This is a genomic window from Desulfovibrio sp. JC010, from assembly GCF_010470675.1.
Classification (GTDB): domain Bacteria; phylum Desulfobacterota; class Desulfovibrionia; order Desulfovibrionales; family Desulfovibrionaceae; genus Maridesulfovibrio.
Map to the genome: position 1 here is coordinate 195,849 of NZ_VOIQ01000004.1, position 22,147 is coordinate 217,995.

At 49.2% G+C, this 22,147-nt stretch carries 19 protein-coding genes; 8 read left to right on the forward strand and 11 right to left on the reverse strand.

Annotated features, from left to right (window positions below; translation table 11 throughout):
* Nucleotides 1-6 precede the first annotated feature (6 nt).
* The 5 genes from FMR86_RS06285 (at nt 7) to FMR86_RS06305 (ending at nt 8,413) form a co-directional block, all read left to right on the forward strand.
* Complete coding sequence (locus FMR86_RS06285) at nt 7-1,311, forward strand: DnaA ATPase domain-containing protein (RefSeq protein WP_163350240.1); 1,305 nt, start codon at nt 7-9, stop codon at nt 1,309-1,311.
* A gap of 134 nt (nt 1,312-1,445) precedes the next feature.
* Nucleotides 1,446-2,609: a DNA polymerase III subunit beta gene (gene dnaN / locus FMR86_RS06290; RefSeq protein WP_163350241.1), complete on the forward strand. Its 1,164-nt coding sequence runs from the start codon at nt 1,446-1,448 to the stop codon at nt 2,607-2,609.
* Nucleotides 2,609-5,005: a DNA topoisomerase (ATP-hydrolyzing) subunit B gene (gene gyrB, locus FMR86_RS06295; RefSeq protein WP_163350242.1), complete on the forward strand. Its 2,397-nt coding sequence runs from the start codon at nt 2,609-2,611 to the stop codon at nt 5,003-5,005. The genes dnaN and gyrB overlap by 1 nt, the downstream gene beginning before the upstream one ends.
* 166 nt (nt 5,006-5,171) lie before the next feature.
* Nucleotides 5,172-7,625 carry a DNA gyrase subunit A gene (gene gyrA, locus FMR86_RS06300; protein ID WP_163350243.1) on the forward strand — a complete coding sequence of 818 codons (2,454 nt, stop codon included), beginning with the start codon at nt 5,172-5,174 and terminating at the stop codon, nt 7,623-7,625.
* The gene (locus tag FMR86_RS06305; protein WP_163350244.1) at nt 7,625-8,413 is read left to right on the forward strand and encodes a lipopolysaccharide assembly protein LapB; all 789 of its coding nucleotides are present in this window, start codon (nt 7,625-7,627) and stop codon (nt 8,411-8,413) included. Before gyrA ends, FMR86_RS06305 begins: the two co-directional genes overlap by 1 nt.
* Before the next feature lie 55 nt (nt 8,414-8,468).
* On the opposite strand, the gene FMR86_RS06310 is transcribed toward FMR86_RS06305, so the two are convergent.
* Nucleotides 8,469-9,335 (reverse strand): LysR family transcriptional regulator, encoded by an 867-nt coding sequence (locus FMR86_RS06310; protein ID WP_203544791.1) that lies wholly within the window; start codon nt 9,333-9,335, stop codon nt 8,469-8,471.
* A gap of 79 nt (nt 9,336-9,414) precedes the next feature.
* Between FMR86_RS06310 and FMR86_RS06315 the strand changes: the two genes are divergently transcribed.
* A complete protein-coding gene (locus FMR86_RS06315; RefSeq protein ID WP_163350245.1) occupies nt 9,415-9,762 on the forward strand; it encodes a carboxymuconolactone decarboxylase family protein in 348 nt (115 codons plus the stop codon).
* 35 nt (nt 9,763-9,797) lie between these two features.
* Here FMR86_RS06315 and FMR86_RS06320 read toward each other — a convergent pair whose 3' ends face one another.
* From FMR86_RS06320 to FMR86_RS06350, 8 genes are all read right to left on the reverse strand, one after another.
* On the reverse strand, nt 9,798-10,901 hold the full coding sequence (locus FMR86_RS06320) for a hypothetical protein (RefSeq protein WP_163350246.1): 1,104 nt from the start codon (nt 10,899-10,901) through the stop codon (nt 9,798-9,800).
* A gap of 113 nt (nt 10,902-11,014) precedes the next feature.
* A complete protein-coding gene (locus FMR86_RS06325) occupies nt 11,015-12,358 on the reverse strand; it encodes a glutamine synthetase family protein (protein WP_163350247.1) in 1,344 nt (447 codons plus the stop codon).
* A gap of 197 nt (nt 12,359-12,555) precedes the next feature.
* Nucleotides 12,556-13,506, reverse strand: a complete 951-nt coding sequence (locus tag FMR86_RS06330) for a hypothetical protein (protein WP_163350248.1) — start codon at nt 13,504-13,506, stop codon at nt 12,556-12,558.
* Nucleotides 13,507-13,696: 190 nt separating this feature from the next.
* Nucleotides 13,697-13,852 (reverse strand): hypothetical protein, encoded by a 156-nt coding sequence (locus tag FMR86_RS20380; protein ID WP_203544792.1) that lies wholly within the window; start codon nt 13,850-13,852, stop codon nt 13,697-13,699.
* 192 nt (nt 13,853-14,044) lie between these two features.
* On the reverse strand, nt 14,045-15,712 hold the full coding sequence (ilvD, locus tag FMR86_RS06335; protein ID WP_163350249.1) for a dihydroxy-acid dehydratase: 1,668 nt from the start codon (nt 15,710-15,712) through the stop codon (nt 14,045-14,047).
* 314 nt (nt 15,713-16,026) lie between these two features.
* Entirely contained in the window at nt 16,027-16,908 is an 882-nt protein-coding gene (locus tag FMR86_RS06340; RefSeq protein WP_163350250.1) for an ABC transporter permease, read from the reverse strand.
* Entirely contained in the window at nt 16,902-17,591 is a 690-nt protein-coding gene (gene ftsE / locus FMR86_RS06345) for a cell division ATP-binding protein FtsE (RefSeq protein WP_163350251.1), read from the reverse strand. Before ftsE ends, FMR86_RS06340 begins: the two co-directional genes overlap by 7 nt.
* A 20-nt stretch (nt 17,592-17,611) precedes the next feature.
* Nucleotides 17,612-17,965: a hypothetical protein gene (locus FMR86_RS06350; protein WP_163350252.1), complete on the reverse strand. Its 354-nt coding sequence runs from the start codon at nt 17,963-17,965 to the stop codon at nt 17,612-17,614.
* Nucleotides 17,966-18,299: 334 nt separating this feature from the next.
* Here FMR86_RS06350 and FMR86_RS06355 point away from each other — a divergent pair, with 334 nt between their 5' ends.
* Nucleotides 18,300-19,475, forward strand: a complete 1,176-nt coding sequence (locus FMR86_RS06355) for a pyridoxal phosphate-dependent aminotransferase (RefSeq protein WP_163350253.1) — start codon at nt 18,300-18,302, stop codon at nt 19,473-19,475.
* A 98-nt stretch (nt 19,476-19,573) separates the two neighbouring features.
* Nucleotides 19,574-20,917 carry a glucose-6-phosphate isomerase gene (locus FMR86_RS06360; RefSeq protein ID WP_163350254.1) on the forward strand — a complete coding sequence of 448 codons (1,344 nt, stop codon included), beginning with the start codon at nt 19,574-19,576 and terminating at the stop codon, nt 20,915-20,917.
* Nucleotides 20,918-21,135: 218 nt separating this feature from the next.
* Here FMR86_RS06360 and FMR86_RS06365 read toward each other — a convergent pair whose 3' ends face one another.
* Together FMR86_RS06365 and FMR86_RS06370 are read right to left on the reverse strand one after the other, a co-directional pair.
* Entirely contained in the window at nt 21,136-21,429 is a 294-nt protein-coding gene (locus FMR86_RS06365) for an integration host factor subunit alpha (RefSeq protein ID WP_163350255.1), read from the reverse strand.
* A 128-nt stretch (nt 21,430-21,557) separates the two neighbouring features.
* Nucleotides 21,558-21,980, reverse strand: a complete 423-nt coding sequence (locus FMR86_RS06370) for an HIT family protein (protein ID WP_163350256.1) — start codon at nt 21,978-21,980, stop codon at nt 21,558-21,560.
* Nucleotides 21,981-22,147 lie beyond the last annotated feature (167 nt).

Here is a 22,147-nt window from a genome sequence, read left to right on the forward strand (position 1 = left end):
ATTCACGTGAAAGAAGCACTGAGAAATCATCTTTTAAATTCATGCTCCGATTCCGAGCTGACCCGCTGGTTCGACCCCATAAATATCGACATTTCCGACGAGACCGGGGAAGTGGTTGTCACTTTTCCGCACGCTTTTTTCGGGCAGTGGTTCAGATCAAGCATACAGGACCGTTTTGAAGAACAGCTGGGCCAGTTTCTGGGCAGCGGTTTTTCCGTATCCTATTCCAATAACGGCTCCAGTCACTCAGCTGCTCCGGAACAACCGGTCAGCGTCAAGAAAATTGACTTTCCGTTCGGACACAACTTCACCTTTGAAAATTTTCTGATCAGCAAAAAGAACTACTTCCCCCTTGCATCAGCCAAGGAAGTAGCCCGTGTCGATAACGTATCGTTCAACCCCTTTGTGATCTGCGGTAAAAGCGGGTCCGGCAAATCACATCTCCTGAAAGCCATTGCCAACGAAGTCTGCAAAAAGGTGGACCGCGAAAAAGTATTCCTCGGCAACGTTGATGACGTTCAGAATATCTACTCTGTCCGTTTCGGTGGAGACGTCATGCGCGCGCGTAACTACTTCTTTGATTTCGAATACTTTTTCCTCGACGACCTCAAACAGCTTAAAAAATACGAACATCTGCAGCAGGAACTCATCTCCATATTCAACAACTTTTATGAACATGGAAAACAGATGGTCTTCAGCTGTACCGATAAACTGGCTTCCTACGACTTTTTGAACAAGAACCTGAAATCAAGACTGGAATGGGGACTGATCGTCACCCTGAAAAGGCCGGACCTTGAAATCAGGGCCAAGTATGTCCAGAAGCAGTGCAAACTCAAAAAGCTGCCGCTGAGCAAAGACCAGATCCTGACCCTCTCCCAGAGATTTCAGGACTTCAGGTATTTGCAGGGCATTATCATCAAACTTTCTGCATTCCGTGAACTTGTGCGCAAGAACATGGATGACCGGGATTTTGAACACATCCTCAGTAACACGGAAGAAAAGGCCGACGAGACCCTGACCCCGGAATACGTGATCGAGTCCGTGGCCTCCCATTTCAACCTCAAACCTTCCGACCTTACCGGGAGCAAAAGGCACAAGATGACCGCCCACGCAAGACAGGTGGCCATGTACCTTTGCCGGGAACTTTTAGGTATTTCCTATCCCGCCCTCGGCCGGACATTTGGAGGAAAAGACCACTCAACTGTTCTTTATTCTGTAAAAAAAATACAAGAATTACAAAGAGATGATAAGGTTTTGAAAAGACTGTTGATAGACTTGAAGAATAAGTGTCTTTTGCGTGTCTCAAACTAGGTAAGTTCAGAAACGGTGTAGGTTTGTTACTTAAATACGACATTGAATGTCGGAAAATATTTCATTAATTTTAAACACTTAACTCAGAAAGAAACATAAGAACCGACCTTATTAAAAAAACAAGGAGAATATATATGTATTTAAAGGTGAATAGGGATGAAGTGATCGAAGGATTGCAGAAGTCTGCCAGCATCATTCCCGCCAAGACAGGTGCTGCCTACCTACGCACCATCTGGCTGAAAAGTGATGGTGGTAACCTGCGCATCATGTCCACTGATTCCAATCTTGAATTCTGCGGTACATATCCTGCCGAGATTGTGGAAGAGGGACTTGCCGGAGTACAGGGCCGTGCTTTTTATGATCTGGTCCGCAAACTTCCTTCCGGTGAACTGACCATCAAGAATGATGCTGACGGTTCATCCATTCTGGTGGAGCAGGGTTCCAGAAAATACAAACTCCCGGTGAATGATCCCACCTGGTTTCAGAAATTCTCCGATTTCCCTGCTGAAGGAGCAGTGTTCTGGTCCGGTGATTTCCTGCTGGAGATGATTGAAAGGATCGCCTTCTGCATCAGTGATGAGGACAGCATGGAAGCCATTGCCTGTATGAACATCATTCCCGCTGCTGATGAGAGCGGTAAGTTTGTGGAAGTCTGCGGCCTGAACGGACACCAGTTCGCGCGCATGAAATTCATCAATGATGACATCCATTCCATTCTTCCTGAAGAGGGTATTCTCATTCAGAAGAAGTATCTGGCTGAACTGAAAAAATGGCTTACTGAAGATGAAATTGAACTGAGCCTCAGCGAGAAGCGTCTTTTCTTCAAGACCGCAGACGGCAAGGAAACCTTCAGTCTGCCGCTGAGCTACTACCAGTATCCCAACTACAAGAACTTTCTGGCCAAACTGGGTGATGACGATGTTTCGCGCATGAAAGTGGAAAAATCCGAGCTTTCCATGGCTCTGGACCGTATCTCCATTTTTAATACCGATTCCAACCGCTGCGCATCCTTCCTGTTCAACCCCGGTGAGCTGGTGCTCTTCTCTCAGGGGCAGGAAGTGGGTACAGCAACCGAATCCATGGAAATCGAATTTGCCGGTGAAATGGAACGCATTGCTTTCCCCACCAAAAATCTCATTGAGATCCTCGGGCATTTCCAGTCCGGTAAAATCAACTTCACCCTGACCGGAGCCGAAGCACCCTGCGGCGTAACCGGTGATGATGACAACGAATATCTCGTTATCGTCATGCCCATGAAGGTTCAGGAAGAGACTTACTACAGCGAGGAAGACGTTTAATGGCTCCCAATCAAGATTACAGCGCGGAATCGATTACGGTCCTTGAGGGCCTCGCCGCGGTTAGAAAAAGACCCGCCATGTATATCGGTTCCACCGATATCAGGGGGTTGCATCACCTTGTTTACGAGGTGGTCGATAACTCCATTGATGAAGCCATGGGCGGGTTCTGCTCCAAATTCAAAGTAACCCTGCACATGGATAACAGCGTAACCGTATCCGATAACGGCCGCGGTATCCCTGTTGATATCCATCCCAAAAAGAAAAAACCGGCTCTTGAGATCGTTATGACCGTGCTCCACGCGGGCGGTAAATTCGATAACGATGCTTATAAAGTTTCCGGCGGGCTGCACGGTGTTGGTGTTTCCTGCGTAAACGCCCTCTCTGAGCATCTTGAGGCCACAGTTCGACGCGGGGGTAAGATTTACCGTCAAAGTTACGAGAGAGGGGTTCCTACGGGTCCTCTGGAGTGCATTGGTGATGCGGTTACCACCGGTACCACCATCCGCTTCCGTCCTGATGAGGAAATTTTTGAAACCAACCAGTTTGATTTCAACGTCCTCAAAAAGCGTTTCCGCGAACTGGCCTACCTGAACAAAGGACTTGAAATCGAGTTCGTTGATGAGCGTTCAAATGAAAGTGCCAGCTTCAAGGCTGACGGCGGTATTGTTTCTTTTGTCGAAGACCTGAATAAGGGTCAGACCACAGTAAGTGAGATCATTTATGCCGAGTCCGAGACCGACAACGTGATCACTGAACTGGCCGTGCAGTATAACACTGCCTTCAAGGAAAACACCCATACCTTTGCCAACAACATCCGCACTGTTGAGGGCGGAACACATCTGGCAGGTTTCAAGGGTGCCCTGACCCGTGCCATCAATACCTACATCCAGAACTCCGACCTGCCCAAAAAGCTTAAGATCAAGCTTTCCGGTGACGATGTCCGTGAAGGTCTGACCGCAGTCATCAGCGTTAAGCTTCCTGATCCGCAGTTCGAAGGCCAGACCAAGACCAAGCTGGGTAACTCCGAGATGGTCGGTATTGTTTCCGGTATGGTATACGACAAGCTTTCTTCCTATTTTCAGGAGAACCCCAAAGACGCCAAATCCATTGTTGAAAAAGTGGTTGATGCGGCCCGCGCTAGGGACGCAGCTCGTAAGGCTCGTGATCTCGTCCGCCGCAAGGGTGCTCTTTCCGACCATTCCCTGCCCGGTAAGCTGGCTGACTGCCAGTCCAAGGATCCCAGCGAAAGTGAACTGTTTATCGTTGAGGGTGACTCCGCGGGCGGTTCTGCCAAACAGGGCCGTAACCCCAAGCATCAGGCTATCCTGCCCCTGCGCGGTAAGATCCTGAACGTTGAGAAGACCCGGTTTGACAAGATGCTCGGCAACAAGGAAATCCGGGCATTGATCACAGCCATGGGTATCGGTATCGGTCAGGAAGAGGGCGAAAAGGATTTCGACAAGCTGCGTTACCACAAGGTCGTTATCATGACTGACGCGGATGTTGACGGCTCCCATATTCGTACCCTGCTGCTGACCTTTTTCTTCCGTCAGTATGAAGAACTGATCCAGCGCGGACACCTCTACATTGCCCAGCCGCCGCTCTACCGCATTGCCAAGGGTAAATACGAAAAATTCATCAAGGATGATTCCGAACTCTACTCCCTGCTTATCCAGCGGGTTGCCAAAGATATTACCATCAAGACCGAATGCGGTCAGGATTACCATCAGGAATCCCTCATCGAGCTGCTTGATGACATCCGTTTCATCAAGGACAAGATCAGCGAAGCTGCCAACATGGGTATTTCCGATTCCCTGTTTGCCAATTTGGTCAGCCTTGATGAAAAGATGACTCCGGAACTGTTCAAGGACAGCGATCCCCAGAATTTCATCTTCAAGATGGAAGAATCCGGATACAAGGTCATCATCGAGCGTGAAGAGACCGAGACCGAAGGCGAAGACCGCGTTTACGTTGTCTTTGAAAACGAGAACGGCCACCGTTCCAGACTGGCCGTTGAATTCTTCAACTCCAAGCTGTTCAGAAATACCTATGACCGTAACCGCAAGATCGTTGATGAGTGTGACGGAATTGATTTCAAGATCACCCGTGGCGAAAATGAAACCGAAGTCAGAGGTATTTTCAAACTGCTCGATGGCGTAATGGAAGAGGCCTACAAAGGCATCAACCTCCAGCGCTATAAAGGTCTGGGTGAAATGAACCCCGAACAGCTTTGGGAAACCACCATGGATCCTGAAAAGAGAACCATGCTGCAGGTAACTATCGAAGATGCCTCTGCTGCCAATGAGATTTTCGAAGATCTCATGGGTGACAACGTTGAGCCGCGCCGCGAATTTATTGAAAAGAACGCTCTCGCAGTTCAAGAGTTGGATATCTAGAATCTGATGCGCTTTGCGCTTTTGATAGGTGATTTCGCCTCCGGCGGCCAAAGGAGCTAAGCCCCTTTGGAAACCCTAATAAAAGGTTTTGGGATTTTTAAACCCTTTTGCAAAAGGGTTTAAAACCCCCGGTAGGGTCGCCGAAGGCATATAAAATGGAGAAACAATGTCTCAAATCACGATTGAAGAAGAGCTTAAGAAATCGTACTTAGAGTACTCCTTGAGCGTAATTATCGGCCGAGCGATCCCTGATGTAAGGGACGGGCTGAAGCCTGTACACAGGCGTATTCTTTACGCCATGCACGAGCTTGGTAACAGCTACAACAGGGCCTATAAGAAATCCGCCCGTGTTGTCGGTGACGTAATCGGTAAATACCACCCGCACGGTGACTCTGCTGTTTACGATGCCCTGGTACGTATGGCGCAGGAATTTTCCATGCGCGATCCGCTTGTTGACGGTCAGGGTAACTTCGGTTCCATTGACGGCGACGCCGCAGCGGCCATGCGTTACACCGAAGCAAGGATGTCCAAACTCAGTTCCGAGTTTTTGGCCGACCTTGAGAAAAAGACTGTCGATTTCCGCGACAACTACGATAACTCTTTGCAGGAACCTTCTGTTCTGCCCACCAAGGTGCCCAACCTGCTGCTGAACGGTACTTCCGGTATCGCGGTCGGTATGGCCACCAATATTCCGCCCCACAACCTCGGCGAGCTGATCAACGGTACCGTGCATCTGCTCGATAACCCTGAGTGTGAGATCGAAGACCTCATGGGCCACATCAAAGGACCTGACTTTCCCACCGGGGCACTCTGCTTCGGCGGAAAAGGTCTGCGTGAGGCTTACCTGACCGGACGCGGCTCCATCAAGATTCGCGGTGTTGTGAACATCGAGGAGAAAAAGAACGGTCGCCAGTCCATCGTCATCAGCGAAATTCCTTATGCCCTGAACAAATCCAGCATGGTTGAAAAAATCGCCCAGCTGGTTGGTGAAGGTAAAATTGAAGGTGTTTCCGATTTGCGCGATGAATCCGACCGTAAGGGTATCCGCGTTGTTGTCGACCTGAAAAAAGGCGCAATCGCGGATATTATCATCAACTCCCTGTACAAGTTCACCCAGTTGGAGCAGAGCTTCGGCATCAACATGATGGCTGTTAACGCCAACCGTCCGCAGCTGATGAACCTGAAGCAGATTCTGGCTGCCTTCCTTGAACACCGCCGCGAAGTCATCATCCGCCGGACCCGTTTTGACCTCGACAAGTGCGAGAAACGCGCCCACATTCTCGAAGGTCTGCGTATTGCGCTGGATAACATCGATGAAGTGGTCAAGATCATCCGCGGTTCCAAGAACGGTGATGAAGCACGCATCGGTTTGATGGAACGTTTTGAACTCTCCAAGGTACAGGCTCAGGCAATTCTCGATATGAGACTGCAGAGACTTACCAACCTTGAACACGAAAAACTGCTTGAAGAATACGCTGAAATTCTCAAGAAGATTGAATACTTCAAGTCCATTCTTGAGAATGAGGAAATTCTCAAAGGCGTTATCCGCGACGAGCTGGTTGAGATCAAAGAAGGTTACGCCACCGAGCGTAAAACCGTACTCATGGATCACAACCCCGATGATATCGACATCGAAGACCTTATCCCTGATGATGATGCGGTCATCACTCTTTCCAGACGCGGTTACATCAAGCGTACCCCGCTTTCCAATTACCAGAAGCAGAAGCGCGGCGGTAAAGGTATTGCCGGTGTTCAGACCAAGGACGGTGATTTTATCCACACCTTCCTGACCACCTCCAACCACCAGTTCCTGCTGCTGTTCACTTCCAAGGGCAAGATGTTCAAAATCAAGGTTCATCAGGTTCCCGAAGCAAGCCGCATTGCCCGTGGCGCGCATATCGCCAACCTGCTGCCCCTTGAGAAGGACGAAACCATTGCTACTGCCATGACTATGCGCGAATTCGAAGAAGAATGCTTCTTCCTGTTCGTGACCAAGAACGGCATGGTTAAACGTTCTTCCATCGCCCTGTACCGCAACTGCCGCCAGTCCGGTATCCGTGCGGTTGCCCTGAAGGACAATGATGAGTTGATCACAGTCAAGGAAGTAAGTGCTGATTCTGAAGCCGTGCTGGTGACCAGAAACGGTACTTCCATCCGCTTCAGCTGTCAGGATGCAAGAGCCATGGGCCGTGTGGCCAGCGGTGTTAAGGGGATTGCCCTTAGACCGGGCGACGAGGTTGTTTCCGGTGTTGTGACCGGAGTTGACGAGCGCGTCCAGCTGCTGACCATCTCCGAAGGCGGTTACGGTAAACGTACCGACATTGAACAGCACCGCTTACAGACCCGTGGCGGTAAAGGCATCATCAGCATGAGAGTTACCACCAAGACCGGCAAGGTGCTTGGTTCAATCATGGTTGCAGCTGACGATGAAGTAGTACTGCTCACCTCCGGTAACAAGATCATCCGCATGGGCGTGAAAGATGTTTCCCTCGTCGGCCGCGCCACGCAGGGTGTACGTCTTGTACGCATGGATGACGGCGACCACGTTGTGGGTTTTGACCTTGTTCAGGAAGCCAATGAAGAACCAACTTCCGAATCTGAAGGCGACGAATCTGCATAATGAAAAGATTCATGATCATAATTATCGCATCCCTGCTGCTAATGCTGCAGGGATGCGATAAACCTGCTGATAATACATCGGAGGTTATCGATAAGGCTCGTGCTAATTTTATCAGCGGGTTCTATGTTGATTCCGAAAAAGGGTTCGAAAGATACCTGCAGGATAACCCTCAGGGCGAGCACCGTCTTGAAGCATGGGATTATCTGGTCAGAATTGCCGCTGAAGTTCGGCATGACAGTGACCGGGGGGCGGCGATCCTCGAAGCCATGTATCTTGAGTTCGGGCATAAGGCGGAGCAGGCGGCCAAGCTTAAGCTTCGACTGGCTGAAATGTATATCCGCACCGGTCAGTATAAAACTGCTGTGGAAGCCCTTGAGAAAAGCCTTGAATTTTCCAACCAGCCACAGGTGCAGCTTGACTCCACAAGGACCATGCTGGCCGAGACTTTTCGTAAACTCAGAAATTACGACCTCGCCATTTACACCTACAATGATATAGCCAAGACCACTGAAAATCCGACCACAAAAGCCCGGGCACTGTTTGAAATGGCTCATACCCTGACCCTGATTCAGGCTTGGGAGCGGGCGGAATCAGAGCTTGAAAAACTGATCAGAATGGATGGTGTTCCCGAAGAGATTCACGCAGAAGCAACCTTCATGCTCGCTGATATTTACGAGCACCGCCACGAATACAAACGCGCTGCCCAGCTGCTTGAAAAGATAGTGGATACTTATCCTAACCCGTATGCTGTTCGGTATAAGCTGGATTATTTGAAGAAACGGTTTTAGGTGGTATTTTTGAACTTGTAAGTAATCTTTACAAGTTCAAAAATATGAAAATCAATCAAATAACAATCCCCAATCCCCGCGCAATAAACCCTCCAAACACCGAAACAACCTCTGACCGCAGTCCCGGCTGGAATCTGAGATCAATATAAACATGTTCTATGGCCGGCAGGTTGTCGGAAGGGCGGGCGTGACGGCATCCCTTAGCCGTGGTTTCTTTGGTCACAACAGCTATTGCCAAACCTCCCTGAACTGCTGCCAGAAGTCCTGCAAGGCTTGGACTGCCGTAGGCAATGCGGTATTTACGTCCGGCCTTATCAAGAGCTTTAAGCGCGTTTTCCCGGTAACAGCAGAACGGGTGAAAGAGGGCCAGCGGCAGGACATCCAATTCGGCTGGTTCCATTCTTTCCGGCAGAATCCAACTCAGCTCCAAAGGTGCTGAAAATTCGGTTTTTGCATTATCCGTGGCAATAACCAGATCAAGCTGCCCTTTATCAAGCATAGCGGCCAGAGTTCGCGTGTCATCACAGAAGACATCTATCTGAACCTGAGGATGGTTCACGGCAAATTCTTTCAGGATACCGGGGAGATGTTTCATGGCGTAATCATCCGGTGCCCCCAGTCGTACAATGCCGTTCAGCTTCGGTCCTGATACTGCCGAGAGGGCTTCATCATGTAATTCAAGTATTTTGGATGAATAGCGGTAAAGTATTTCGCCTTCGGCTGTCAGGCTGACTCCTCTGCCTTCCCGTTGAAAAAGAACACATTTCAATTCATCCTCAAGCTTTTTCATCTGCATGCTTACAGCTGCCTGTGTGCGGTGTACAAGGTTGGCAGTGCGCGTAAAACTTTTGGTATCCGCAGCAATGATGAATGAACGGAGCAGGTCCGGTGTGAGTTGGGCTGAATGTAAGGTATCAAGCATTTTTATATAATAGATAAATAGTATTAGTTTGTCTAATGTTTAAGACTCAGTCATTCTTATTTCAAATAAGGAGTACTAAATGATTGAAAGCCAAACTGAAAAAAAGAAGTCAATCGGCGCAAACTGGGAAAAATACACTAAGCTCATGCCTGAAATCGCTGAGCCGTATTATGAGTTGCATGGTGAGGTATACAAAGACGGATATGTAAAAGCCAAGCATAAACGTTTGATGGCACTGGTTGCCGCTCTTACCGGCGGCTGTAAGGCTTGTATTCTGTATCAGACTGTTGAAGCATTGAATGCAGGCTCTAGTGTGGATGAAATCCTTGAAAGCTGCGCTGTGGCAATTTCATTGGGGGGCACAATGGCAGCTGGAGAAACTGCCGATGTGATGGGGTTGCTCAAAGAAATGGGTAAGATTGATTAGTTTGAATAAGTCGGTTCCATGCGGAGCCGACTTTTTTATTCCTCGAAATCATAAACAGTATATGAACTCATTAACTCCAGCATGATATAAATGCTGCTGTTTTCCCTGATGCAGGTAACGGCATCAATGATCATTTTGAGCTTGATTTTGAATTCATTGAGGGCTGATTTTTTGCGTTCTTTAATTATACGTTGGGCATATTCGGAATTCATGTTTGAGAAACTTATCGATAATCCTTTTTTAAAAAAGTAATTATTTGATGAGCGGATAAGCTTTTCGATGCCTTTGAAACCTAAGTCGTCATGAATGAGTTTGAGCTTAAAAAGAGACATGGCAATGTCTTCAGCCGGAAGTTCATCCTTCACCGCAGGAATAAGCAGCAGAGGGCTGTTTTGAAGCAATTTGTCCTGCATTGACTCATCATCAGGAAAATTGTCTGCAAGCCTGGCGGCAAAATCGCGGTTGCTTAGCTTGTTAATTAATTGCAGGAGAAATTCTTCAATGAGATTCAGACGCTGTTCGTGTTCCCTGAAAGCAGCGACGCGGAATTCTTCTGCCTTGTCAGCAAATTCATTCTTTTTGAGATCGTCAATGGAATGGGCGAAAATTCTGGCACTGAATTCATCATCCAGTCTTTCAAGGACAATATTCTCAGCTTGAGATCTTTTACCGAAAAGGGATTTGATATTTTTGGCGGCCAGATTCCACCATGAGATAAGGTCGTGCAGATCGTTTTGATAAAAATTAAAGCGAGGCAGGTTGTCTGAAAAGTCGGTCAGTTCACGGGAACTGCTTAAAAATGATTCATCTAGGCTTACTTCAGGTACTTGAATTTTACCCTCTTCCTTTAATTCCTGAACCCGGTCCATCAAATCTTCACAGGTTTTTTCAAATCGGGAAAAGGGTATTTCCAATTCACCTGATTCAAACTTATCGATAATCTTATTGATTCTTACTGCCCGAATCATATTAAGATTTTCTATCACTTTTTGTTTTGTACCTTCAGAAAGAAGTATGAAAATCTTTGCCGTGGCAGCATTATTGAATTCACGGCTGAAGATTTCCTGAAGGCAGAAATCAGGCAGTAACCCGAGTGAATCAAGCTTATACTGTGAATTGAGAGAATCGATTTCAGACATAGCACACCTGTACGGACAACGCCGCGAAGCGAACTAAAAGTTTTGGGGAGGGGGAGTCCAGAGGGGGAACCCTTTTTACAAAAAGGGTTCCCCCTCTGGTCGCCGAAGGCTTCTTATAAAACAGGCAGGTAGTTTGCTATTTCGTACTCGGTTACCTGAGTACGGTACCTGTCCCATTCCTTGATTTTGTTTCTGTAAAGATTGGCGTGAATATGTTCGCCGAGGCATTCCTTGACCACTTCGCTGTTCTTCATGGCCACTGCTGCTTCGTAAAGGTTGCCGGGCAGGGCAGTGATGCCGTGTTCAGCAAGGGTCGGACCGTCCATGGCGAAGATATTTTCTTCGATGGGTGCGGGCAGTTCGTAGGTCTCGTCAATTCCTTTAAGCCCGGCCTGCAGCATTACCGCAAAGCAGAGATAGGGGTTGGCAGCCGGGTCGGGGCAACGCAGTTCCATTCTGGTGGCATTTTCTTTGCCGGGCTTATACATGGGCACCCGCACCAGTGTGGAACGGTTCTTACGGGCCCATGAGACATATACAGGGGCCTCATAGCCGGGAACCAGACGTTTGTATGAGTTGACCCACTGGTTGGTGACACAGGTCATTTCCGGGGCATGCTTGAGGATACCGGCAATATAGCTCTTGCCTTCCGGGCTGAGATGATACTCATCGTTGGCATCGAAAAAGACGTTACGGCCGTTTTTGAACAGGGACTGGTGTACGTGCATGCCGGAGCCGTTTTCGCCGAAAATGGGCTTGGGCATGAAGGTGGCGTAGATGCCGTGTTTGCGGGCCACTTCCTTAACGATAACCCGGTAAGTCATGGCTGTGTCGGCCATGCGCATGCCTTCAGCGTAGCGCAGGTCGATTTCATGCTGGCTGGGTGCTACTTCGTGGTGGCTGTATTCTACATCATAACCCATCTGTTCAAGGGAAAAAATGATGTCGCGGCGCACATCGTTACCGAGATCCAGCGGCGGGGCGTCAAAGTAACCGCCGCGGTCGATAATCTTGGTGCCTTTTTCGTCCTGAAAAAGGAAAAATTCAAGTTCGGGACCCACGTAGTAGGTGTAGCCGCGCTCGGCAGCCTTATCGAGGGTTTTTTTGAGCACCCAGCGGCTGTCGCCTTCATACGGGGTGCCGTCCGGGTTCTGAATATCACAGAACATACGGGCTACCGGGCGTTCTGTTGGACGCCAGGAGCAAAGCTGAAAAGTGGTGGGATCGGGGATGGCGATCATGTCTGATTCTTCGATACGGGTAAACCCGAGAATAGAAGAACCATCAAAACCCATACCTTCTTCGAAAGATGCTTCAAGTTCCTTGGGGGTAATCTGGAAGCTTTTCAGGGTTCCGAGAATATCTACAAACCAGAACTGTACGAAACTGATGTTGTAATCACGTACAGCCTTCAGGACATCGTCAGCGTTTTTGCAGTTGAAAATTGGCGCAGCCACTATTGTTTCCTCCTTGAAATAAGAAGTTATTCCCAGCCCTCGCAGAACTATTTCCGCAGCAGGGCAAGCATGTGTATTCTAAAATCAAACAGTTGATATAATTAGTTTATGCTGTGGTGAATTATTGAAAATCAAACCGATAATACCTGAATATGGATTCTTTATGCAAACGGTATCCGTAAAATTTTTCAGGCAGGCTAAATGGAATCAATCAAGTCCCGCACTTCCTTGAAAAAGGAGAGGATGTCAACATGTGACTGGGATTCGGAATTGATATCCAAACGTTTGAAAAAAGATACAATATTTCCCTTAGGAGTATGGGTTCTGCTGAAGTAGAGTTCGTAAAGCGGACCTTCGGGAGATTTTACGGCCAGAACCCATTCCCGTCCCTGTTTATGCCAGATTTTGGATGCATTATCTTCCTTGCGGCTGCTGACCAGATGAACCAGTTCCTGCAGCGTAAAAGGCTGTCCGGGTCTGCCGGGCATGCCGAGGAATTCCCCGGTATCGGAATGGATAACCACCGGGAGTTCCATGAAGTCAGATTCCGGCTCAATGGCTGAGCTGTCGGCATCAAGGGAGTAGGAATCAGATTCTCCATCGTCCTTTTTGATAGTGACCACTTTTTTGGCAGTGATCCTTTCCGGCTGCTGCAATCCTCCTGAGCTGGCCAGAATATCCTTGATTTCCTGCAACAGTTCAGTTGTTCCGGACGGTGCTTCAGACTGGGACTGTAGCAGTTCCTTCAGTGATTTTTCCATGCGTGCCAGCCGCTGTTCGGACTTGGCCTGTGCAGTAACCAGTGCGGCAAGGCCATTCATCATCTGGGTGGTAGTTTTGGCCAGTTTTGCAAATTCTTCGCCGTTGACTTGCGAATCCTGTTTCTTTTCCGATAACTGACGATTTTCTTTAACTGACTCAAATTCTGTAAAAAGTTTATCGCGTATTTGCCTTACCGATAGATTTTTATTGAAAAGATCGCGAATACGTAAACTGAGTTTATCAGCACCTTTGCGAAAGCGCAGGGGTTTGCCGTGCCCGACAATGAAAAAGAATTCAGGGAATTTTTTGCGGTAACTCTTGATGGTGGTCACCGATACCCCGGTGATGTTGGAAAGGTCCCGATGGGTGAAAGTTTCAGCTGTCATGTCTGGAAATCCTGTATAGTTATTTTCTGTAAGCCCAGTTGGCAAACAGATGTGTATTTGTTGAATCGTCAGAAAATAATTTCAATATATTTAATGAATAACAAATAAATCTAGTTATCGATAACTATAATCGTCAGCGAGGTCAATATGTGTATACAGGAATATCGGAAGGTCAGCTGTGCAGCCGGGATCAGTTCTGAAATCTGGTCAGCAATGAAAGGATAAAAAGAACCAGAAGCGCGGCCATGAGGATGGTATTGATATTAATGCCGCCTTTGACTTTCTGGCGTTTGCGGTACCCGAATATCAGGATCAGGATTGCTATGAAGAGAAGAAGTTTGAACATGGAAAAAGTATTTAAATCGTCTTCACGAAAAAAGCAAAGAAATGACGGGCGGTTTCCCACAAAGGCAGGGCTGAAAAATTTTGAGTGGATTTAGGAAATACAGAGCGAAGCTTGGTGAAAGGTTTTGAAAAGGGGAGTCCAGAGGGGAAAAACTTTTGMAAAAGTTTTYCCCCTCTGGTCGCCGAAGGCAAATTACTTTTTATAAACAGCACCGGTTGATGCTGAAGTTACGTTCTGGCTGTAGCGTTTGAGGAATGCGGAGGGCATTTCTTTTTCAATGGGCTTGAATGCAGCGCGACGTTTTTCAAGTTCAGCTTCATCGAGCTTCACGTTGATGGAACGTCCGGGGATGTCGATTTCAATTACATCTCCGGTCCGGACCAGCCCGATAGCACCGCCGGAAGCAGCTTCCGGGGAAACGTGGCCGATGGCCGCGCCGCGGGTACCGCCGGAAAAACGTCCGTCAGTGATCAGGGCCACATCTGCGCCAAGACCCATACCTGCGATAGCGGAGGTGGGGGTCAGCATTTCACGCATACCGGGGCCGCCTTTGGGGCCTTCATAAAGGATAACCACGGCATCGCCCTTGACGATCTGATTGCCGAGGATCGCTTCTACTGCTTCTTCCTCGGAATTGTAGACCTTTGCGTTGCAGGTGCGTTTCATCATTTCAGGAGCCACTGCGGACTGCTTAACAACGCAGCCGTCTTCGGCAATGTTACCGAATAGAACCGCGATACCGCCTTCTTTTGAGTAGGGATCGTCAACCGGACGTACTATTTTATGGTCGGTGATTCCGGCGTTTAATTCCTTGAGGTTGTCACCTACAGACTTACCGGTAACTGTCAGCGGGTCAAGTTCGATACGGCCGGATTTGGAAAGTTCGGCCATAACGCCCTGAATGCCGCCTGCTGTGTTCAGGTCTTCAATGTGGTCGGGACCTGCCGGGGAAAGCTTGCACAGATTGGGTGTGTTGCGGCTGATTTCGTCAAATACGGTCAGGTCTAGCTTGAGACCTGCTTCGTTGAAAATGGCGGGCAGGTGCAGCACGGTGTTGGTGGAGCAGCCCAGAGCCATGTCCATGGTTACCGCGTTCTTGAGACTTTTCTCAGTGACGATGTCGCGCGGTTTGATGTCCTTTTCGAGCAGAGTCATGATCTGGGAACCCGCAGCCTTGGCAAGGCGGGTGCGCTCAGCCATGACAGCGGGAATGGTACCGTTGCCGGGCAGGGCCAGACCGATGGTCTCGGAAAGGCAGTTCATGGAGTTGGCGGTGAACATGCCGGAACAGGAACCGCAAGTGGGGCAGGCACTCTGCTCAAGTACGGTAAGTTCGTCTTCAGTCATGTTTCCGGTCTTAACCTGACCAACACCTTCAAATACGGTGATCAGGTCGACTTTTTTGCCGTCTTTGCGGCCTGCGAGCATGGGACCGCCGCTGATAACGATGGTCGGGATGTTCAACCGCAGGGCGGCCATGAGCATACCGGGTACGATCTTGTCACAGTTGGGGATGAGCACCAGCGCGTCAAAGGGATGCGCGGTGGCCATGATCTCGATGGAGTCGGCAATGATCTCACGGCTGGGCAGGGAGTAACGCATGCCCGCGTGGTTCATGGCCAGACCATCACAGACGCCGATGGCCGGGAATTCCATGGGCACACCGCCAGCCAGACGAACGCCGTCTTTTACCGCACGGGTGATGTTGTGCAGGTGCACGTGGCCGGGAATAATTTCATTGGATGCGTTACATACGCCGATCAGCGGACGGTTGACCTCATCCTTGGACATGCCCAGTGCGTAAAGTAGGGAACGGTGCGGGGCCTTCTCCAGCCCTCCAGTCATTTTTTTACTTCTCATAGATGATTACTCTCCTGATTGGTATGCCTCCGGCGGGTCTCCGACGGCCCTGCCGGGGGCCTCTCCGAGGGCTTAAACCCTTTGAAAAGGGTTTAAGAATCCCAAACTTTTTTAATAAGCTATCGCTCTGTGTTGCAGTAGATAGCAGGTTAATATGAAAAATTTCCTTTTATGAGGAATGGCCTTTGGATATTGAAAATGCTCATTTGAGCTAGGAAACGGCGAAGCCCTGATAAAAAGTTTTAGGAGAGTCCAGAGAACCCTTTTCCAAAAGGGTTCTTTGGTCCCCGAAGGGCCGCCGGAGGCAATAAAACTTAATTCTTAACAGCCACAAAGCTGCTCAGCATTCCGATCAGGGTGACGGTTCCTGCCAGTATAAGGCATTGTTCCGGGGGCAGGAAGGTCAGTTTCATGAATAGGGGCGGAAAATTCAGGATATCTGCGAAAAATTGCTGGGCAGCGTATAGGATACCTAGGGCTGTAGAACTTCCGACAAGTCCGAGCAGTGCCCCTCCGGTGAGGAGCGGAAGGCGGATAAACCATTGTCTGGCGCCAACGAGATAGAGGATTTCTATTTCGTCTTTGCGGGTCATTAGCGAAAGGCGCATGGTGTTGCCGACAACGAGTGCGACAATGAGTCCGAGGAAGCCGATGATAGGCCAGACTATGGATTGGGTCAGGCTGATCCAGCCCCTTGCAAGGTCAATCTGCAGGGGATTGTAATGCACCTTGTCCACAAAGGGAAGTGCTTTAAGGTCGTGTAATAAATCAGCGGCCCAGCGTTCATTTTCCACTCCCGGTTCCACTGAAAAAGAGAGCAATGCGGTGGGAGGCAGGGGATTGCGCGATTCGCCGAGCCATGAAAAATCGTCACTGTCGCTGAGTGCTTCGGAAAGCTGCTTGAGGGCGTTTTCCGGGGTGAAGGTACGGATATCTTTGAGCCCTTCGATGTTTTTTAGGTCGGCCCATTGTTTTTCATAATCTTCAGCCGGGGTGTTGGCGACCCAGAAAATCTGGATTTCCACCTGTCCTTTACTTTTGAGCAGTTCCTGATTGACGTTGTGCAGGGTGAGCATGAACAGCCCGGCAAGGATTGAAACCATGGTCACGGCCACAAGGGTGAAGATGTTGGCCCACGGGTGCAGCCCCATATCGCGGATACCCCGGCCGATGAGCCTGAAAAAGAGACCTAACATTTGCACAGCTCCGAGGTCAGGAATTCGGGCGGTTCGCTGAGCTGGCCGTCTTCAAGGTGGATGATCCGTGCATCAGGTACGCAGCGCAGGATTTCCCGGCTGTGTGTGGCCATGACAACGGTGGTGCCATGGGTATGAAATTGCTTGAATACGTCCATCAAATGCAGGGAAAGTTCAAAGTCGAGGTTTCCGGTGGGTTCGTCGGCAATGATCAGTTTGGGATTGACCACCATGGCCCGGGCGATTGCCACCCGCTGCTGTTCGCCGCCGGAAAGGGAGCCGCATTTGGAATAGCTTTTCTTTTCAAGACCGAGAGCGCGGATGATGGCCCGGACCCTTTTATCAACCACAGATTTCGGCATGCTGCGCACGGTCAGGGCGAGAGATACGTTTTCGTATACCGATCTTTCAGGCAGAATTTTAAAATCCTGAAAGACCACACCCAGCTTGCGGCGCAACATGGGAATCTGGTTGCGTTTGATATTATGCAGGTCGTACCCGGCAACGGATGCCTGACCGCGGGTGAGCGGCAGGGCACCGTAAAGAAGTCGCATGAGCGTAGTCTTGCCTGCTCCGGAATGCCCGGTCAGAAAGATGAATTCCCCTTTTTCTATATGCAGGGAAATATCTTTTAAAGCCCAGTTGGAGCCGAAGTTGTATGAAAGACGGTTCAGCCGGATCATTTAATATACCGTGAAAAGGGCTAGAATTTAACTTTCATCTTCTGGCCGTCGGAAGTACTGCAACTGCCTGTTCCGCCGCCTTCGAATTCCTCAGCCTGTTTTTTCATTGCGAACTCGCAATTCATGCTGACCCCGTCATGGCTGTACAGGGTGACGGTTTTTTCTCCGAAATGCATCTCACCGTTGAAAACGGTTTCATCAGGAAGCTGGGCCTTGACGGAATATGTTTTCAGCCCGCGCTGCTTGAATGCGGACATTTCCACCGGGCCGAGGGCTTCGCCTTTATCAGATGTAACTTCACCGTTCATCATTACAGGGGCGCAGGCCGCAAGGCTCAGCAGCAGGATGGTCAAAGCAAAAAATCTGTAGATCATATTATTTAACTCCTCGATTGGGGTTGTAGCAGGGGTGGGACGGTTTTGCAAAAAACATTATCTAAAGCCGCCTTTTGGGGTTGATTTCGGTAAACGGTTAAAAAACAGAGTTGTAAAGTGGGATATCTTCCACAGAGAGATTTACGTTTTTGCTGTTTTCCATTAAGTTCGCCAGTAGAGCATGGACCTTAGTAACAATCCTGACAACTCTGCGCCCTTTTGGCGCATCTTCAGATTAAGTTTCGTAACTGGTTGAATTTCTTGGTTACGGTACATGCTTAAGCATCGTCAATGGCCGTGGATAAACATATAACTCAAGCAGCAGGAAAGGGATATGAAAATTTCTGAAAGACTTATGAGGGCAAAGCCGTCGGCAACTCTGGCTGTTAACGCCAAGGCACAGGAACTGCGTGCACAGGGTAAGGAAATCGTAAGCCTCGCGGTTGGCGAACCTGACTCCCCCACACCGGAACATGTCTGCGAAGCCATGAAAAAAGCTGTTGATGACGGTTTTCATCGCTACACCGCTGTTCCGGGGCTCCCCGAACTGCGTACAGCTGTAGCCAACTATTACGGTAAATTTTACGGCGCAAAAGCCGTGGCAGATAATACCATTGTCAGCAACGGCGGTAAGCATTCCCTCTATAACCTGTTCATGGCCCTCATTGATCCGGGCGATGAGGTGCTCATTCCTGCTCCTTACTGGGTCAGCTATCCGGCCATGGTTGAGCTGGCCGAAGGTAAGCCGGTGATCGTACCCACAACCGCTGAATCCGGTTTTCTGGCCGAGATTAAAGACCTCGAAGCAGCATGCACTCCTAAAACCAAGCTGCTGATCCTGAACACCCCCTCCAACCCCACCGGTGGGCACTACCCGCAGGCACAGCTGGATGAAATCGCCAACTGGGCCAAGTCCAAGGGTATTTTCATTGTTTCCGATGAAGTTTATGACCGTCTGGTTTACAAGCCTGCGGACTATTCCACCCTTGCCAATTTCTGGGAAAAGAACCCTGAAGATGTAGCCATCGTGGGCGCGCTTTCCAAGAGCTTCGCCATGACCGGCTGGCGTGTTGGTACCACTCTGGCCCATGCCGATTTGGTTAAGGCTATGTCTAAAATTCAGGGCCAGTCTACTTCAAACGTGAACACCATGGCCCAGAAGGCCGCACTGGCAGCTTTTGAAGGTCCGTGGGATCTCATTGATGACATGTGCGTAAAGTTTCAGCGCCGTCGTGACCTTGCTTACGATATTATCACCTCATGGCCCGGTGTTATCTGCCCCAAACCGGACGGAGCCTTCTATCTCTTCCCGGTTCTGGACGGTTTTTACACTGAAGAAACCCCGGATTCCGCTTCCATGTGCACCAAGATTCTGGAAGAAGCCGGAGTGGCTCTGGTGCCCGGTTCCGCTTTCGGTGATGACCGCTGTATCCGTTTTTCCTACGCCGTTGACGACGAAGTTCTCAAAAATTCACTGGAAAAAATCGGCAAAGTGTTGATGGGAAAATAAAAATTACGTAAAGATAGTCATATTTGATTGATTAAAAAATCATCCTCTCCCGGTAATCATTGCCGGGAGAGGATGCAACCCATACCAGGAGATCGAATATGGCTGCCAACATTCTTGATTGGACCGACAGCTGGTACGAAAGACTTGATTCCGAATCCCATTGCGACAGTGCAGCGGGTATTGCCGCAAGATTCAGCGGAGAAGTTGCCGAAGGTAAACTGCCCTTCTGCTCCATGCCTTTTATGGCTTCCCTGCTTCACGATCTGGACGGCCTTGAAGATTATGTAAAAAGTTTCGACCACATGCTTCTGCTGGGCATCGGCGGTTCCGCCCTCGGCGCAAGAGCCCTGCAGAAAGCTTTCTTCCCGCAGCAGGACCAGCCCGGACATGAAGGTCCGTGGCTCTGGATTGCGGACAACGTCTGCGCCAAGACCCTTGACGCCTATCTCGAAAAACTTCCCCTTGAAAAAACTCTGGTGGCGGTTGTCTCCAAATCCGGCGGCACAATCGAAACCATCAGCCAGTATTTCCTCGTCCGTGATAAACTTAAGCAGGATCTCGGTGACAAATGGAACCGCAATCTCCTTTTCGTAACCGATAAGGAAAAAGGATTTTTGCGCGAGCAGGCCGATGAATTTTCCGTGCGCACCCTAGAAGTACCGGATTTTCTCGGCGGACGTTATTCCGTGCTGTCCGCCGTAGGGCTGCTTCCGGCCATGTTCATGGGCATTGATTATCGTTCCATGGTGGAAGGTGCTTCGGCTGTGCTCTCGCCGCTGGCCTCACCCGACCTCAACGGCGACACCCTGAATAACCACCCCGCATTCAAGCTGGCCTGCTGGGCTTCCGGTCTGATGACTGAAGGTTACAACGAACTTATTTTCTTTTCTTACATCCCGCAATGGGCCTGCTTCGGACAGTGGTTCGCTCAGCTCTGGGCCGAAAGTCTGGGTAAGGACGGCAAGGGCAGCCAGCCTCTTCCGGCTATCGGGGCCACGGACCAGCATTCCGTAAACCAGATGTTTCTGGACGGCCCGCGCAACAAAGGCTGCCTGTTTTTGACCTGCCCGTCACTTCCAGATGGTGCTGCTTTCCCGGACGATATCCCGGACAACTTCGCCTATCTTAAAGGTAAAACATTCGGTGAACTGATCCATGCCGAAGGGCTGGGCACCAAGATGGCACTTTCCGCCAACAAGGTTCCGCTGATTGAAATGCAGATGGGCGATGATTCCGAAGAAGCTGCCGGACGTTTGATGGGACTCCTCATGGCTGCAACCATCTTCACCGGCTGGCTGATCGAGATTAATCCCATTGACCAGCCTGCTGTTGAGATGGGTAAGCTTTTAGCAAAAGCCCGCCTCGGTGCAGACGGATTGCAAAAAGAAAAAGACAGTTTGAATTCTTTCCTGAATACTAAGAGAGAAGAGCAGGAATTTTGATTCGTTGCGTTCTTGACGAATTATCAGTTAAACAAAAAAATCCGCTCTATCGATTGATAGGGCGGATTTTTTTCTGTGCACTTCTAATCTAAAAAAAGACTTCGCGACTTAATAAATTGCACAAAAGAATGAAATAGGAGCCGAATTAGTTCAGCTCCCTAGTTTCATTGCAAAATATCAAACCGGGAAAAACAAGACCGCTAAATACGGCCCCGGACTTATCCGTTCAGTTCAGCTCTGAACTTACGAGACAGTCTGAAAACAACGACCTTGCGCGCGGGCAGGGTGATCGCTTCGTTGGTCTGGGGATTGCGGCCCTTACGAGCATTTTTGTCGTAAGCTTCAAATTTACCGAAACCACTGATCAGCATGGCGTGATCTCTTTTCACGGCCTGCTTCATGATGTCGAGGATGGATTCAACCAGTTCCTTGATCTCAGCTCTGTTCCGGTCAGTCTTTTCGTAGATGTAGTCAACAACGCTGGCTTTAGTAAGGGTGTTTCCGGTAGCCATTCCTTTCCTCCGTTGTCCCCGGCCCTGCGGTCAGGGGCGGCGGTTTAAAGTTATCCGTGAGCAGAGTCCACCTTGCGCACGGCGATTAAGGTAAAAGGCGTTATCGTTCGAGAATAAATTGCTGTAATTTATCCTGTTATCATCTTTTCTATCTTTTGGGCAAGGGCGGATGCTTCATCCATACTTTCATATTCGCTCTGACCCCAATGGGCAAAGCCGTCATCCTTAAATCTGGGGATGAGATGAAAGTGGGCATGGAACACAAGCTGCCCTGCCGCTTCATTATTATTCATAATCAGGTTCAACCCGTCAGCCCCGGTGGACTTTACAATGGCGTCCCCGGCCAGCTGGGCGGCGGTGATGATCTCCTGCCCGAGTTCAGCTGGCAGATCCCAGATGTTCTCACAGTGCTGCTTGGGGATAACCAGAGCATGTCCTTTATTGACCGGCCCGATATCCAGAAAACTGAGCACCTTATCTGTTTCATAAATTTTGAAGCAGGGGATCTCCCCGGCCACAATCTTACAAAAAATACAATCCTGATTGCTCATAATAATGCTTCTACTTAAGTTGCATGTTGCGCTAAATAATCTTAAACCGATCCTGAAAGCTTCAAGAGACAGTTATATTTAGATAAATAACCGACCATTTTTTTTTAATCAAGCTAATTTATTAAACAAAGGCATGATTTGTCTTATTTTTTCAGCTGAGCAGCCCT

Excerpts from the sequence above, each read along its gene's own strand:
- FMR86_RS06305 (WP_163350244.1), top strand. The coding sequence starts at position 7,625 with ATGAAAAGATTCATGATCATAATTATCGCATCCCTGCTGCTAATGCTG.
- ftsE (WP_163350251.1), bottom strand. The coding sequence starts at position 17,591 with ATGATCCGGCTGAACCGTCTTTCATACAACTTCGGCTCCAACTGGGCT.
- FMR86_RS20380 (WP_203544792.1), bottom strand. The coding sequence starts at position 13,852 with ATGTTCAAACTTCTTCTCTTCATAGCAATCCTGATCCTGATATTCGGG.
- FMR86_RS06355 (WP_163350253.1), top strand. The coding sequence starts at position 18,300 with ATGAAAATTTCTGAAAGACTTATGAGGGCAAAGCCGTCGGCAACTCTG.
- FMR86_RS06320 (WP_163350246.1), bottom strand. The coding sequence starts at position 10,901 with ATGTCTGAAATCGATTCTCTCAATTCACAGTATAAGCTTGATTCACTC.
- FMR86_RS06340 (WP_163350250.1), bottom strand. The coding sequence starts at position 16,908 with ATGTTAGGTCTCTTTTTCAGGCTCATCGGCCGGGGTATCCGCGATATG.
- FMR86_RS06315 (WP_163350245.1), top strand. The coding sequence starts at position 9,415 with ATGATTGAAAGCCAAACTGAAAAAAAGAAGTCAATCGGCGCAAACTGG.
- dnaN (WP_163350241.1), top strand. The coding sequence starts at position 1,446 with ATGTATTTAAAGGTGAATAGGGATGAAGTGATCGAAGGATTGCAGAAG.
- gyrB (WP_163350242.1), top strand. The coding sequence starts at position 2,609 with ATGGCTCCCAATCAAGATTACAGCGCGGAATCGATTACGGTCCTTGAG.
- gyrA (WP_163350243.1), top strand. The coding sequence starts at position 5,172 with ATGTCTCAAATCACGATTGAAGAAGAGCTTAAGAAATCGTACTTAGAG.
- ilvD (WP_163350249.1), bottom strand. The coding sequence starts at position 15,712 with ATGAGAAGTAAAAAAATGACTGGAGGGCTGGAGAAGGCCCCGCACCGT.
- FMR86_RS06330 (WP_163350248.1), bottom strand. The coding sequence starts at position 13,506 with ATGACAGCTGAAACTTTCACCCATCGGGACCTTTCCAACATCACCGGG.
- FMR86_RS06310 (WP_203544791.1), bottom strand. The coding sequence starts at position 9,335 with ATGCTTGATACCTTACATTCAGCCCAACTCACACCGGACCTGCTCCGT.
- FMR86_RS06365 (WP_163350255.1), bottom strand. The coding sequence starts at position 21,429 with ATGGCTACCGGAAACACCCTTACTAAAGCCAGCGTTGTTGACTACATC.
- FMR86_RS06350 (WP_163350252.1), bottom strand. The coding sequence starts at position 17,965 with ATGATCTACAGATTTTTTGCTTTGACCATCCTGCTGCTGAGCCTTGCG.
- FMR86_RS06370 (WP_163350256.1), bottom strand. The coding sequence starts at position 21,980 with ATGAGCAATCAGGATTGTATTTTTTGTAAGATTGTGGCCGGGGAGATC.
- FMR86_RS06360 (WP_163350254.1), top strand. The coding sequence starts at position 19,574 with ATGGCTGCCAACATTCTTGATTGGACCGACAGCTGGTACGAAAGACTT.